Raw genomic sequence first — 14,517 nt, forward strand, 5'->3', positions numbered from 1 at the left:
TCATAACCTTTCAAAAGGCTTATTAAAGTTACTCTTTTTTAGTCCAACCGGTATATCAAATATTTTCAAGTTTCTTATTGACAATTCTTAGCTGGACTAAATACAGTATATATACTGGAGTTAACTACAGGTCAAGGATCTTTTTATAATTTTTCCCCTTTCTTATCATTACAAAGCAAAAATAATCTATTGTATTGTTCGTGTTCAGGATAATAAATATCTTTATACTTCACAATGCTAAAATAACTTCCTAATAATTTAGTCCATTCTTCAGTAGTCTGATTCCATAAAAACAATCCATCATCTAAAAAATTCTTCTCAATAATCTTAATATCCCACTCCTTAATTTGTTCATCTGTAAGGAAAGGATTTAATTTTATTAACACTTTACCATCTATTTTAAGAATACGTTTTACTTCTGATAATGCTTTAATAGCGTCTGATGGAATTAAATTATCAATAATATTCGAAAGAATTACACCATCAAAGGAATCATTGGGAATAGATTCTAATGTTTCGACTCCTCCTACGGTAAAAATAAAATTCTCTTTTTTACTCACTTTTTGAATTTCCCTAGCAATTTTAATTCCTTCCTCTGCAATATCAATACCTCTATGAACTTTTGTCCCTCTTAAATAACACTTAAATAACCAGACTCCATTACCACATCCAAAATCAAGTATTGAATTTGAATCCTGACAAAGCCAATCTAAAGCCTTATCTAAATCACCATGCCCTATACCTTTAGATGTAATAGGACTTACATCAGCCTTACTAAATACATTATTCCAATATTTTGTGTTTCTATAATACGTTATCATTATATCCCTCCAAATAAACAATTCTTACAAGCATTTAAACAATCCTCTATAAATCCATCAAAATTATCTAATCCTCTCCAATTAGTGAAAATTTGCTCCAGAATAATAGGAACATAAATAAAACCATAATCCTTATGTAAATTTGCATTTGTCCCCGCATTATTTATATCATCATAAAAAAGCCTTTGGCCAATATGGGTTAACTTTACAAATTGAAGTTCTAGCTTTTTTAAAATAATCAATAATATCTTTATCATACTTAATTTTTCTTATTGAATTTATAATATCTTTAGCACAACTATTTTCTGCAAGATTATATCCAGAAACTGTTAGACCAGCATAAGTAGTAAATATATTTTTATTGGCCTTCACTGAATAATGTCTCATATGTTTACTCCTCCTTGTTTTTATTATCCCTTTGAAACCTCTTCCACTGTAACCATCTTAAATCTAAAACTGTCGCTTTCTCTTTTGTCATTATCTCGTCACATGGAAAATCTTCACATAGTCCACAGTAATCAATTTTTTTGTTATCTACACAATCAAATGTATAGCAATCTCCTTTATTATGTGCTGTTCTACAACCTGCACACTCCCCTTCAACATAAGTGGGACAGCTACCACAATAGAATCCGCATTTTCCTATTAGATTAATAGTCTTTTTATTCATAATTTTCCCCCTTCACTAAACACATTCAATATCAACTATGCTGAATTTTCTAAATATCCTATGGCTTTATATAAACGTATCCTTCCAGTTTTTATATAAATTCGCCTTTCTTTTGTAAATATTAATTTTCTACCCTAAAAAAACATTACTAATGAAAAAACTTATTAAACCTCCCATACTGGACAAGGCTTAATAAGTTTAGCATTTATCTTTATCCCATCTTTAACGTATAGCTTTTAATTTAGCAATATCGTAAGCATTTTTAGTCGTCAACATCTCCATTGTACTTAAATCATTCCGTAGTTCTACTAATTCATCATATACAGTTTGAATTTCAGTATGAAGCTCCTCTGCTAACATATTTAAATCATCTTTAGTTGCAAGATTCTTAATATCATCCTTAGTCACAAAGTTCTTTAAATCATCCTTCGTTGCAAAGTTCTTTAAATCATCCTTCGTTGCAAAGTTCTTTAAATCATCCTTCGTAGCAAAATTATTTAAGTCATCCTTCGTTGCAAAACTCTTTAAGTCGTCCTTAGTGACTATAGTTTCTCTTATGTCTTGAATTTCTGCCTGCATGCCCTGAACTTCTATATAAAGCTTCTCTAGTAAAGTATATACCTTTTCATCCACCTTAAGGACCACCTCCAATATATTCCTATTTAGATTATATCATTTATTTATTTTACAATTCAATAAATAATAATATTTATCTTCTTCTCATCTTTATATTATCTATGAATCACTCCTAACTAATATACATCTAATGGTGTAATAATTGGTTCACCGTCTTTATCTAACAATACAGTCATTCCGCCTGCATACCCATCCCAAGTAAATAGATAATTTACACCAGTTTTACTATCTACTATTACTTTAAAACCTGACAATCTTCCTTCTTTATGAACTGTTATAAATCTTTTATCAGACATCTATTTCCCTCCAATCTAATGATTTTTTTATAAGTAATAATTAATAATATATTACTACTCCTTTTGTAATAACTACATTTATCCTTTAAATCTTCTCAATGTATCTAATTCAAAAACCCATTCAGGAGTTATGAGTTTTTCTTTATCCTTTAGTGAATACCAAGGGGTAATACTTTTATCCTTAGGATTTATGAGTATTTGAGTTTGTTGGGCGGGCATATAGGATTGAGCTAATATGAATATCTTCTCACCTATTTCATTTATTGCCATATCTACGACTATAACCCCATGACCAGGACTACCACCAATTATAAATACATCTCCTATTTCCATATCTTCTATATCCATAGGTTCTAGTTCCTTTTCTAAAGATAGAGTGCTAGCATAAGCCATAACCATATTCATATACTTTCTAAAATCTTCATAGGTATTTGATGGTTCAGCACCTTGATAATAGCTTACATCATTTCCTTCCACTTTAATTCTATAACCTTCCATCCATTTACTATATTCAGCTGTAAAGCCAGATACGAATTTGAATTTTATTTCATCATAAGCGCCAATGGAATACAAGTATTCTCCACGTAAAAGCATAATGGCATCTGCACATTGGTGAAGATCTCTATCTCCAATATCAACATCCATTACACTATCATATACTCCCCTAGAGGATTTCTCTCTACCATTGTAATACAATACCTTTTCTCCATAGGGCTTTAACTTTTGATTTCTTAAGAATTGTCCAAAACTATTTTCCTCTACTTCTACTCTTTTAAATCCTTCTGGAGTTGAATACCTTGTTTCAACGGTACTACCTTCTGAAATAACATATATATTATCTTTAGATACCTCTACTTTTTCCGATTCATCCATAGATAAAGGTAATTCTACTTTATCTTTAATTGGCTTACAACTAGTTAGTAATACTGAAATGATTATAAGTAGAAATAGAACTATCTTATATCTATTTAACAGCAGAAACCTCAAAACCTCACCCCCTATCGTAATTGTTAACTCTATTATATTATATTGTGATTATTAATTCCCTAGTTTATTTATAATTATCTCAATGTTTTTTTCATCTAGAGTAAGTCTTATAAAATCTGTTTGTCAGTATTTTTAGAAAATGCTAAAAATTTGTCGATAATATATTGACAAAAATAATTTATCGTGATAAAGTAGTTTCTAATTACAAAATGAAGATTGCAATCTCATTAATTTTCAATTCAATAATATTTAAAGACTAAGATGAAGCGTGAGCTATTTAGAAAAATCAATTACAGAGAACTGGATTAGGTGGGAACCAGCATTGATTAAATAGTAAACTATCACTTCAGAGTTATATAGCTGAACCAAGTAAGCTATATCGGCAAGCCCCGTTAAAAAGCTAGGGTTTAAGATAGGATTTTAATGATTTAATATAAAACCTATAGAACCTATTGAGTTAATTATTGTAAAATAATTATAAAGTAGAGTGGTAACGCTTATATTAGCCTCTATATGTATAGACATACATGTAGAGGCTTTTTTAGTTCAAAAATTTATATCAGAAGAGGTGTATTAAATGAAAAAAATATTACTAATAACATTAACATTGATTTTAACATTAAGTCTTCTTGCAGGATGTACTTCATCTACTAGCAAGAATGATTCAAATACAATTAGAGTAGGGTTAAATTATGAATTATCTGGTATTGTTGCTACCTATGGTCAAGGGCTGACAGCAGGTGCAGAATTGGCTATAGAAGAGATTAATAAAGATGGTGGAGTATTAGGAAAGCAAATAGAACCTGTTAAGGTTGATAATAAATCAGAGGATTCAGAATCAGCCAATGTTTCTACAAGATTAGCTACCAGGGATAATGTAGTTGTATTATTGGGACCAGCTACATCTGGAAATACAAAAGCTGCCTCCCCTGCTGCAATGCAAAATAAAATCCCTTTAATATCAGCCTCTGCTACAGCAGACGATATCACTGTTGATAGCAATGGTAAAGTTAGGGAATATATATTTAAAACTTGTTATAGCGATTCCTTCCAAGGAATTATGATGGCAGAGTTTGCTTACGATGATTTAGGTTTAAAAAATGCAGCTATTTTAAACGATAGTACTAGTGATTATTCCAAAGGAGTATCACAAAATTTCCAAGAAACTTATAAAAATTTAGGGGGAAATATATTAACAGAGGAAGCATACCAAGCTAAGGATACAGACTTTAAAGCAGTATTGACCAATATAAAAGGATTAAATCCGGATGTATTATTTGTTCCTGGTTATTATGAAGAAGTAGGTCTAATAATCAGACAAGCAAGGGAATTAGGATTAAATATTCCTATTCTGGGAGCTGATGGATATGAATCTCCAAAACTTACTGAAATTGCAGGAAAAGATGCTTTAAATGATGTTTACTATTCAAGTCATTATTCACCAATGGATAACTCTGAAGAAGTTAAAGGATTCAAAGAAAGATTTAAAGCTAAATACAGTAAAGAAGCTGATGCTTTTAATGCTTTAGGGTATGATATGGTTTATTTCTTAAAGGATGCTCTTGAAAGAGCTGGTGAAGCTAATTCTGAAAAATTAAAAGAGGCCCTTGAATCAACTACTAATTTTACAGGAGTTACAGGAACATTTTCTATAGATGAAAAACATAATCCAGTTAAGTCTGTAACCATAATAGAGATGAAAGATGGAGTACCTACCTTCTTGAAAAAGTTAGACCCAAAATAATATATTAGGACAAGGTCTCTAGGATTTTCCTCTAAGACCTTGTCCCAATAAGAAAAGGAGTATCTGAAAATGGAACAAACATTACAACAACTAATAAATGGAATATCATTAGGAAGTATTTACGCTCTAATAGCCCTTGGCTATACAATGGTATATGGAATTATCAATTTAATAAATTTTGCCCATGGTGATATATATATGGTGGGAGCTTATGTAGGCTATGCATTAACAACCTTTTTAGGTTTAGGCTTTTTCCCTTCTCTACTAATATCCATGATTATTTGTAGCATCCTTGGAATGATTATAGAAAAAGTTGCATATAAACCTATAAGAAACTCAACAAGAATAGCAGCACTTATTACCGCCATTAGTGTATCCTTGTTTTTACAATATACTATGATGTATTTTGTAACACCAGATACAAGAACATTTCCAGAAATTTTAAAAAGCAATAGATTAACACTATTTAATGGAAAGGTAATACTAGATTCCAAAAACATATACATCCTTTTAATCACCATTTTATTAATGTTTGGGCTTCAATATGTCGTCCATAAAACTAAAATAGGAAAAGCCATGAGAGCTGTATCCCTTGACAAGGATGCTGCTGAACTTATGGGGATTGATGTAAATAAAACTATATCCTTCACCTTTGCAATTGGTTCTGCATTGGCAGGAGCTGCAGGGGTTCTAGTTGGAGTTTACTACAATACCATAAATCCCCTTATGGGGGCTGCCCCCGGTTTAAAAGCCTTTGTTGCAGCAGTATTAGGTGGTATTGGAATAATTCCAGGAGCCATGTTTGGAGGCTTTTTCCTTGGAATGATAGAAACTATTGTAAGTGCCTATGGAGGTTCCATATTTAAAGATGCAGTTGCCTTCGGAATACTGATTATAATACTATTAGTTAAGCCTAATGGACTATTAGGAAAAACTACTAGGGAAAAAATATAGGAGGAATAAAATGAAGAAAAGTAATATTATAAGCTTTGGAATATTAATTTTGATATATTTATTAGTACAATTTTTAATTAATGTGGGTATTATAGACTCCTATTTACAACTTAATATCACTATTATTGGAATCAATATAATATTAGCTGTTAGTTTAAATTTGATTACAGGCATCACAGGACAATTCTCCTTAGGCCATGCTGCCTTTATGTCCATAGGTGCATATACCTCTGCTATACTTACAGCAAAACTAGGACAACCTTTTATCGTTTCATTACTACTGTCTGGAATTATAGCAGCCTTAGCTGGTATCCTTATAGGGATTCCAACTTTAAGGCTTAAGGGAGATTATTTGGCTATTGCCACCCTTGGTTTTTGTGAAATAATAAGAATTTTAGCATTAAATATTGATTATATAGGTGGTGCCATAGGATTTAATGATATTCCCCAATATACAAATTGGACTTGGGTTTTTGTTATGACTGTAATTACAGTGTTGTTAATCAATTATTTCATCAATTCTTACCATGGTAGAGCCTGTATTGCTATTAGAGAAGATGAAATTGCTGCTGAATTTATGGGAGTAAATACTACTTATTACAAGGTATTAGCCTTTGCCATTGGAGCATTCTTTGCAGGCATTGCTGGAGCCCTTTATGCTAATTATTTTTATTTCATAAAACCCGATTCCTTTGGGTTTATGAAATCCATTGATATATTGGTTATTGTAGTCTTTGGAGGAATGGGTAGCATTCCAGGATCCATTCTTGGTGCAATTGCTCTATCTATAATTTCCTTGTTCCTTCAACAGATACCAGAACTTAGAATGGTAATCTATTCCCTAATTCTATTTGGAATAATGATTTATAGACCTACAGGGCTTATAGGAAAATATGAATTTAAATTATTTAGAAAGAAGGGCAAATTAAATGTCAGTTTTAACAATAAATAATCTATCAAAGAGTTTCGGTGGCATCAAGGCAGTTAATGATATTTCTTTACAGGTAGAAGAAGGAGAAATCGTTGGCTTGATTGGCCCAAATGGTGCAGGAAAGACAACCTTTTTCAATCTTTTGACAGGAATGTATATACCAACTTCCGGTGAAATAATTTATAATTTGAAAGAAAAAGTTGAAACTAAAGACTTAAAACCCCACAGAATTACTCATTATGGGATTTCTAGAACCTTTCAAAATATAAGACTTTTTAATAATATGTCCGTATTAGATAATGTGTTAATTGGATTCCATAATGGACTAAAATATGGAGTAGTTTCAGCCTTATTTAGACTCCCCTCCTATTATAGAACTGAAAAAAATACTTATGAAGAAGCTCTTGAACTTCTTAATAAGTTTAATCTAATAGATAAAATGGATGAACTAGCGAAAAACCTACCCTATGGAGAACAAAGAAAACTTGAAATCGCAAGAGCATTGGCAGCAAAGCCTAAATTACTTTTATTAGATGAACCAGCTGCAGGAATGAATCCTAAGGAAACTAAAGAACTAACTGAACTTATTGCATGGATAAGGGAGGAATTTGATCTTACAATTATTCTTATTGAACATGATATGTCCTTGGTTATGAATATATGTGAAAGGATATTTGTTTTTGATTATGGTCATCTAGTTGCTGCGGGAATTCCAGAGGAAATACAAAAAAACGAAGAGGTAATTAAGGCCTATCTAGGTGAGGAGGCGTTAGAATGCTAGAACTATTAAATGTAGATATATTTTATGGAGCAATTCATGCATTAAAGAATGTAAGTATCAAAATAGAAGAAGGAGAAGTAGTTACGTTGATTGGAGCAAATGGAGCTGGAAAGAGCACTACTCTAAAAGCCATATCTGGAATGGAAAAACCAAAAAATGGACAAATAAAGCTAAATGGAAAAGAGATTGGTTCTCTCACTCCACCTGATATCGTTAAGTTAGGCATATCCCATATTCCTGAAGGCAGAAGGGTTTTTTCTAAAATGAGTGTTATGGAAAATTTGGAAATGGGGGCATTTACAAGAACTGATAAGGCTAAAATCAATAAGGATTATGATAAGGTATTTAACCTGTTTCCAAAACTATTTGAAAGAAAAGAACAAATGGCTGGAACCTTATCTGGAGGAGAACAGCAAATGCTAGCTATAGGTAGGGGACTTATGGCTAACCCAAAATATCTACTATTAGATGAACCCTCTATGGGGCTAGCACCAATAATAGTAAAAGAAATTTTTTCAATTATTAAGGATATTAATAAGATAGGCACAACGGTATTACTTGTGGAGCAAAATGCTAATCTAGCCCTTAATGTAGCTGATAGGGCTTATATCATTAGAAATGGAGAAATTGAAATGGAAGGTAATGCAAGGGAATTACTGAAAGATGAAAGAGTAAAAAAAGCCTATCTTGAAGGATAATGGAGTAGGAAGTGATTTAATCACTCCTACCACATTATTTTTTATTTTAAATAAATGTTAAATAATTAACTGTCATTGGGGGTATGTATTATATATAATATAATATAATAATTATTAGAGGGGTGGATTTTATGTCTAACAAGAAAAAAGATGATATTGAAATGATTCCATTAAAAACAGTATATAATCGTGTTGAATTAAACTTCATAGAAAATTTATTGGATGAAAATAATATTCCTTATATATTACAAGATTGTGGAAGTGGAGGATATATGAGAATTTATAGTGGATTTTCAATTTATGGAACAGATATTTTAGTAGAGAAATCCATGCTAGAAAAAGCCAAAGCAATTGTCGATGAATTTCCTTGGGAAGAATAAAAATCCTCAAATAGATGAGGATTTTAAAAGGAGTTTTTTTGGATTATAATGCTCTACCGCATGATTTGCAATATTTTGCATCTTCATCATTAAGAGCACCACAATCCTTACATTTGATTTTAATTATCTCTTTTATTTCCTTTGTTTCTTTGCCTTTAACCATATCCTTGACTAAATCGATATTTTCTAAAGTATCATTTATAATTCCGCCTGTAGCAGTACTGTATGGTTTTAGGTCTTCTCTTGCTTTTTCTGGATTTAATATTAATCCTGAGCCAGCTGTTCCCCTAGCCCCAATATTCATCAGTATACTTCCAATAATCATACAAATCATACCAATTACTGGTCTCGCCATAAAACTTGAAGATCCTCCAAAAAAATCAGGTGTCATATCTATGAAAAAAGTTGATATGAACAATACAAACCCTAAAATCATTAAGCCTAAGCCAGAATAATATAATGTCTTTCTCTCTTTTGATATTTTCTTTGACATATTATACCTCCACTAATATAACATGTATTTTATTATTGATTCTATTATATATTTATTCTATATTTATTGTAAAGTCCTACTTTAATCAAATATTATTTAAATCTTTATTGGACAGTATAAATTAAACTGTGTATTTTCATTAGGCATTTTATCTGTAGAAATAGTTTCTTCAAGATGCTGACCATCACTAAAATCATATTTGTTTTTTTAGCAAATTCTATTGAACATGATATAATTAAACTATATTATTTAAAAAGATTAAAGCTTATCTATACTTATAGAAATTCAAGTTAAGGAGTGAATATTTACATGTCCAAATATAAAGGAATTATTTTTGATTTAGATGGAACTTTGATGAATACAATTGAAGACATAGGCGATAGTATGAACGAAGTCCTTCAAGCATTTAGTTTAAGTACTTATTCTTATAAAGAATATAAGAAAAAAGTAGGGGGAGGTTTTAGAAATTTAATATTAAATAGTTTCCCTGAAGGAACTGATGAGAATACAATTGACAGAGCCTTAGAAATGTTACATAAAATTTATGCTGAAAGATATCTTAATAAAACTAGACCATATGATGGAATTAAAGATTTATTGAATATATTAAATAAAAATGGTATAAAATTGGGAGTTAATTCAAATAAAAAAGACGAGTATACTAAAAGCATAATTAACAAATTTTTTAATGATATACCCTTTGTCAAAGTTTATGGTGAAAGAGATGGAATTCAAAACAAGCCTAATCCTACTACTGCCCTTGAAATTGTTAAAAGCATGAATCTTAAAGCAGAGGAAATAGTATTTATTGGAGATTCAAAAACTGATATTTTGACAGCAAAAAATGCTCACATGGATAGTATAGGAGTACTTTGGGGTTTTAGAGACCGTGAAGAATTAAGTGAAGCCCATGCAAAATATATAGCTTCAAATTGGAAGGAAATTTTAGATATAGTGGTAATTTAGCTACGATTGATAACTCTCATCACATATTTTTTCATCTCGTTCTACTTCGGTATGGGACAACGGGGATGGGACAACGGGGACGGTTCTCGCTGTCCCATAAGTAATATCCTTATATTTTCAACCTTTGTTATTCTATATATATTTGCTACCTTCCCTAACACTTAAAGGATGTAATGTATAATTATCGATGAAATTTTTTACCCATTCTTTATGGGTTTTAGAATACTCCCTTAATGCCCAACCTATTGCCTTATTTATAAAGAATTCATTGGTTTGGGAATTATGTAAAATTGCCTTGCTTAAAAATTCAGTATCCGTTTTTTCCTTATATTTTAGCTGAAAAATGATGGATACTCTATTTAACCAAATATTATCTGATTTCATCCACTTCAATATAATATCTTCTTTTACTTCAGGATATTCCATAGCTATATAACCTACTATCTTATTAATAGCATCTACACTATCCCACCAAGATTTTGTCGTCAATAGTTTTTCAATATTTTCCATATCATTTGGCGTAAATAATTTTTTTACTTTTTCCATATAATCTATAGCTAAATACTGAAACTCCCTTTCGGGCATATCATAACATTTGAAAATTAAATCCCAATCAACTCTAGTATCTTTTCTCCTTGCTTTTAAAAACTCCTTTGATAATGCAGCCCTTTCTGGTTTTTTAAGTCCAAGAAAAGGAAACTTGTTTTTCATATATTTTGCCATTGGTATTGCTTGTTCTTCATTTCTATTGTTGTAGAAAATTTTAAAAATGTCCATTATATCCTCCCTTCTATTCTCAATCTAATATTTTCTACCCTTTTTCTTTCCCTAATCACGTCTTTTTCTATATAATCAACTGGATTTGTAAGTTTTGGGAATTTAATATTATTCAATTTTTATATCTAATTGTAATTATAATCTTTACTATTGCAAATCTCTATAATACTTAGGAAATTTATTAGATATGCAGTTTTTACAAATTTTTATCGATTCCTCTTTACATAATGGTAATTTTCCTTCTGCCTTTTCATAGACTTCTTTGTTTACCTTTTGAGCAAAACAGCCTATTTTAGGTTTTCCCATTAATTCGTTCATTTCCTTCCATAATTCCTTTATTCCCTTTTCTTTAATACATCCGAAACTCATAGGTACAAAATCACATGGATATAAATGTCCTGAAGCACTTACATATGAATGTTGGGTTCCAGCACCACAACCATACTTCTCTTCACTTTCTGTATATGCAAAGGTTGTAATTTTAGGCAGGTTACCCTTTCTGTTAGCTTTATGCTGTATTTCTATTAATTTTTTTCTATCTTCAACACTATAAAGCACCTTGCTTAAATCTTTTTCAGTTAATAGATTACCACTCAAAATAGGTTCCAATATTTTAACTTCATGTGCACCATTTTCCTGTGCTAATTTAAAAAGCTTAAATAGTTTTTCTTCATCCAATTCCTCTATTAAAATAACCGTTTGTGCCATAGTATAAATTCCTGCTCTTCTTGAATTTTGAATAGCAATAATGGCATAATCAAAGGCCTTTTCACTATTTCTATTACAATTATGTTTCTCTCTATCATATGAATCAAGGCTTATTCCAATACTAAACAAGCCTCTGTTTTTTAATTCCTTTGCTCTTTCTAATGTCAAATTATATCCACTAGTAAATAAGGTAGATACACTCCTATCATCTATAGCACCTACTATATCAAATATATCTTCCCTAACCATAGGCTCACCTCCAGTAAGGCCTATGATAGATGTGTTCATGTCTTGAATATCCTTAATAATACTAATCCATTCATCAGTGGTTAAATCATTGTCATCTACCCTATTCTTTGCACTACAGTAAATACAATTATTAGGACATTTATGTGTTAAACATAAATACATGGAAATGGGAGCACTCCTTTTTGCAAATATTTGCTGCGTAAATATATTTTCTAGATTTTCGACAGCCATTATATTAGTATAAAATGCTCTTGAAGGAAAAGGAGGTAAAAAAGCACTTATTATATATTTATCTTCATAGGACACTATTTTCTCTCCTTTTAACATACTTGATATCAACTTTATATATTTAGAAATACTAAAATTTCTATCTTCCTTTAATATATTAAACATTTTATAAAGAGAAATAACTACATCTCTATCAAAAGCCATCCTTGTTAGCATCCCTGATTTATTTAAATCCATTTTTATTCCTCCTCAGTGGTTTATATCAACTTAAATATTCCATATACAAATTTATGATTTATTCCATATTTACCGTTCTTATATTTTGCTTTTCTAATCTCTTCAATTAAATCTTCTTTTATTAAATCATAATCCCTAAATATACATACTGTTCCAGCTGCTGCACCAGTTTCATTCAACCATTTTAAAAGCTGTTCTGGTTCATCAAAGCTAACTAATACCTCTCCATCCTCTACTTCTACTTTTTCAAATCCATATTGATTAAACCACTTTGTTAAGCCATCCTTTCCATTGGGTAAATTAAATTTTATATCCATTGGTTTAATAACTTCTTTATGATTTTTATACATTACTTTCATGAATACATCCTCTATACCTGAAAGAGTCCCTTGAACATTAGTTATAACTCCTACACTACCTCCAGGATTTAAAACCTTCTTAAATAGTTTGAATAACTCCTTATAGTTAAAATATGAAAGTGCCCATCCAAAATATATTATATCGTACTTTTCTTCTGTATTCTTAAGGAACTCAATGCCCTCGCAATGAACAACCTTAATTCTACTGTCCTTTAAGTTCTTCAAATTCTGAAGCATTTTTTCTGAATAATCTACCGCTGTTATTTCACAGTCAATATTTTTTCTCAAAAGACTTTTACTAATATAGCCTGTACCACAAGCAAAATCCAATATCTTGAGTTTCTCATCTTTTAATATATATTCAAGTTTAATTATTTTATCCGTAAATTGTCCCATTTCATTAAGCCAATGAATATACGTTGTTGATACCTTATTATATTCTTTTCTATAATCTTCATTATTAATAACATCTTTATTAATCAGCTTATAACCTGCTTTGGTGTAAAACACTATTTTTTTAAGCATTTTTTTCTCCCTTAATAATAAAATAATATTTCTTATGAATGAATTTAGTAATTGTGAATTTATCCTTAATTAGATTTATTACCTCTTCACTAGTTCTAAAATACAGCTTTCCAAATAAAATATGTTCAAAAGCCCTTAATATCTTAACTTTTATATGCTTTTTCTCAAAATCCAATATGACCAGTTTCCCATCTTCCTTAAGCACCCTATATGCTTCTTCAGTAAGTTTTTCCTGGTCTTTTATATGATGTAACATATCACACATTATAACTATATCTACACTATTGTCCTCAAAGGTCATATCTAATGCATCTTCTAATACAGTCAATACCTTTGTATTCCCTTTAACTTTTGAAAGCATTCCTTTGCTTTCATCTAAGACATACACAATACGACAATCGCCACTTAAATAATCTGCTAATCTCCCTGTTCCTCCTCCTATATCTAAAACTACTTCATCTCCTTGTAGCTTCAGAACATCCTTTATTTCATCCATCTTATTTAAATTAAATAACTCTATAAATTTATCATAATGATTAAAAACCTTATCAAACTTTTTCAATGTGTTCACCCTAATGAATAAATTTTAATAACCCTTAGAATTCTATAGTTACTTCTGATTTTTCCTTCTGCATTAAATTAATTATACACCATAACAAACAATATTTATAACTCTTCCATTCCACTTTACTAATTCTTAACATTATATTCTAGATTTCCTTTTAAATTCCCTGCTTTATTCCAGAAATCCCCATAATTAAAAAGATAGGTAAAATAATTACCTATCTTATATATCAAAGCAAGTTGATTATAACACTTATTTCTCTATAAGCTTTTTACCATTAAAAGGCATGGATTATCTTCTCCCCAAATTTCCTTAATTTCCTCTATTGGATAAAATCCTAATTTACAATAAAATTCTCTTGTTTTTTTATAATTTTCATCTGGATGGCTTTCGCTAAGGGTTTTAACCATTAGAAATTTATAATTATTCTTTATCAAATAACTTATGGCTCTTTCAACTAAATCTCTACCTATTCCTCTATTATGATATTCTTTAATAATCCCCATAACATA

At 30.3% G+C, this 14,517-nt stretch carries 19 protein-coding genes; 7 read left to right on the forward strand and 12 right to left on the reverse strand.

Going from position 1 to position 14,517, the window contains the following annotated elements:
• Positions 1–143: 143 nt before the first annotated feature.
• The 6 genes from C3E90_RS02725 to C3E90_RS02750 all read right to left on the reverse strand — a co-directional run bounded on the left by C3E90_RS02725 (position 144) and on the right by C3E90_RS02750 (position 3,410).
• Positions 144–821, reverse strand: coding sequence for a class I SAM-dependent methyltransferase (locus C3E90_RS02725; RefSeq protein WP_236914030.1), 678 nt, complete (start codon positions 819–821; stop codon positions 144–146).
• A gap of 171 nt (positions 822–992) precedes the next feature.
• On the reverse strand, positions 993–1,208 hold the full coding sequence (locus tag C3E90_RS02730; protein ID WP_236914031.1) for a hypothetical protein: 216 nt from the start codon (positions 1,206–1,208) through the stop codon (positions 993–995).
• Positions 1,209–1,212: 4 nt separating this feature from the next.
• A complete protein-coding gene (locus C3E90_RS02735) occupies positions 1,213–1,491 on the reverse strand; it encodes a DUF3795 domain-containing protein (protein ID WP_236914032.1) in 279 nt (92 codons plus the stop codon).
• A 222-nt stretch (positions 1,492–1,713) separates the two neighbouring features.
• A complete protein-coding gene (locus C3E90_RS02740; protein ID WP_236914033.1) occupies positions 1,714–2,124 on the reverse strand; it encodes a hypothetical protein in 411 nt (136 codons plus the stop codon).
• Between the two features lie 119 nt (positions 2,125–2,243).
• Positions 2,244–2,423 (reverse strand): DUF6440 family protein, encoded by a 180-nt coding sequence (locus C3E90_RS02745; protein ID WP_236914034.1) that lies wholly within the window; start codon positions 2,421–2,423, stop codon positions 2,244–2,246.
• Between the two features lie 78 nt (positions 2,424–2,501).
• The gene (locus C3E90_RS02750) at positions 2,502–3,410 is read right to left on the reverse strand and encodes a DUF4846 domain-containing protein (protein WP_236914036.1); all 909 of its coding nucleotides are present in this window, start codon (positions 3,408–3,410) and stop codon (positions 2,502–2,504) included.
• A 577-nt stretch (positions 3,411–3,987) separates the two neighbouring features.
• Between C3E90_RS02750 and C3E90_RS02755 the strand changes: the two genes are divergently transcribed.
• From C3E90_RS02755 to C3E90_RS02780, 6 genes are all read left to right on the forward strand, one after another.
• Entirely contained in the window at positions 3,988–5,154 is a 1,167-nt protein-coding gene (locus tag C3E90_RS02755) for an ABC transporter substrate-binding protein (protein ID WP_236914037.1), read from the forward strand.
• A 69-nt stretch (positions 5,155–5,223) separates the two neighbouring features.
• Complete coding sequence (locus C3E90_RS02760) at positions 5,224–6,108, forward strand: branched-chain amino acid ABC transporter permease (RefSeq protein ID WP_236914039.1); 885 nt, start codon at positions 5,224–5,226, stop codon at positions 6,106–6,108.
• A gap of 10 nt (positions 6,109–6,118) precedes the next feature.
• On the forward strand, positions 6,119–7,060 hold the full coding sequence (locus tag C3E90_RS02765; protein ID WP_236914040.1) for a branched-chain amino acid ABC transporter permease: 942 nt from the start codon (positions 6,119–6,121) through the stop codon (positions 7,058–7,060).
• Positions 7,038–7,820 (forward strand): ABC transporter ATP-binding protein, encoded by a 783-nt coding sequence (locus tag C3E90_RS02770; RefSeq protein WP_236914041.1) that lies wholly within the window; start codon positions 7,038–7,040, stop codon positions 7,818–7,820. Before C3E90_RS02765 ends, C3E90_RS02770 begins: the two co-directional genes overlap by 23 nt.
• On the forward strand, positions 7,814–8,518 hold the full coding sequence (locus tag C3E90_RS02775) for an ABC transporter ATP-binding protein (protein ID WP_236914042.1): 705 nt from the start codon (positions 7,814–7,816) through the stop codon (positions 8,516–8,518). Before C3E90_RS02770 ends, C3E90_RS02775 begins: the two co-directional genes overlap by 7 nt.
• A 131-nt stretch (positions 8,519–8,649) precedes the next feature.
• Positions 8,650–8,898 (forward strand): putative signal transducing protein, encoded by a 249-nt coding sequence (locus C3E90_RS02780; RefSeq protein WP_236914044.1) that lies wholly within the window; start codon positions 8,650–8,652, stop codon positions 8,896–8,898.
• A 43-nt stretch (positions 8,899–8,941) separates the two neighbouring features.
• Here C3E90_RS02780 and C3E90_RS02785 read toward each other — a convergent pair whose 3' ends face one another.
• Positions 8,942–9,391 (reverse strand): zinc ribbon domain-containing protein, encoded by a 450-nt coding sequence (locus C3E90_RS02785; RefSeq protein WP_236914046.1) that lies wholly within the window; start codon positions 9,389–9,391, stop codon positions 8,942–8,944.
• A gap of 309 nt (positions 9,392–9,700) precedes the next feature.
• Here C3E90_RS02785 and C3E90_RS02790 point away from each other — a divergent pair, with 309 nt between their 5' ends.
• Positions 9,701–10,357, forward strand: a complete 657-nt coding sequence (locus C3E90_RS02790; RefSeq protein WP_236914047.1) for an HAD family hydrolase — start codon at positions 9,701–9,703, stop codon at positions 10,355–10,357.
• A gap of 132 nt (positions 10,358–10,489) precedes the next feature.
• Here the strand turns inward: C3E90_RS02790 and C3E90_RS02795 are convergent, their stop codons facing one another.
• The 5 genes from C3E90_RS02795 to C3E90_RS02815 all read right to left on the reverse strand — a co-directional run.
• A complete protein-coding gene (locus C3E90_RS02795) occupies positions 10,490–11,134 on the reverse strand; it encodes a DNA alkylation repair protein (RefSeq protein WP_236914048.1) in 645 nt (214 codons plus the stop codon).
• A 147-nt stretch (positions 11,135–11,281) separates the two neighbouring features.
• Positions 11,282–12,556 carry a radical SAM protein gene (locus tag C3E90_RS02800; RefSeq protein WP_236914049.1) on the reverse strand — a complete coding sequence of 425 codons (1,275 nt, stop codon included), beginning with the start codon at positions 12,554–12,556 and terminating at the stop codon, positions 11,282–11,284.
• Positions 12,557–12,576: 20 nt separating this feature from the next.
• Positions 12,577–13,440, reverse strand: coding sequence for a class I SAM-dependent methyltransferase (locus C3E90_RS02805; protein WP_236914050.1), 864 nt, complete (start codon positions 13,438–13,440; stop codon positions 12,577–12,579).
• A complete protein-coding gene (locus C3E90_RS02810) occupies positions 13,433–14,002 on the reverse strand; it encodes a class I SAM-dependent methyltransferase (RefSeq protein ID WP_236914051.1) in 570 nt (189 codons plus the stop codon). The genes C3E90_RS02805 and C3E90_RS02810 overlap by 8 nt, the downstream gene beginning before the upstream one ends.
• 263 nt (positions 14,003–14,265) lie before the next feature.
• A partial coding sequence (locus tag C3E90_RS02815) for a GNAT family N-acetyltransferase (RefSeq protein ID WP_236914052.1) occupies positions 14,266–14,517 on the reverse strand: 252 nt, incomplete at its 5' end.

It is taken from the genome of Clostridium sp. Cult2 (assembly GCF_021655075.1).
GTDB lineage: Bacteria > Bacillota > Clostridia > Tissierellales > Tepidimicrobiaceae > Schnuerera.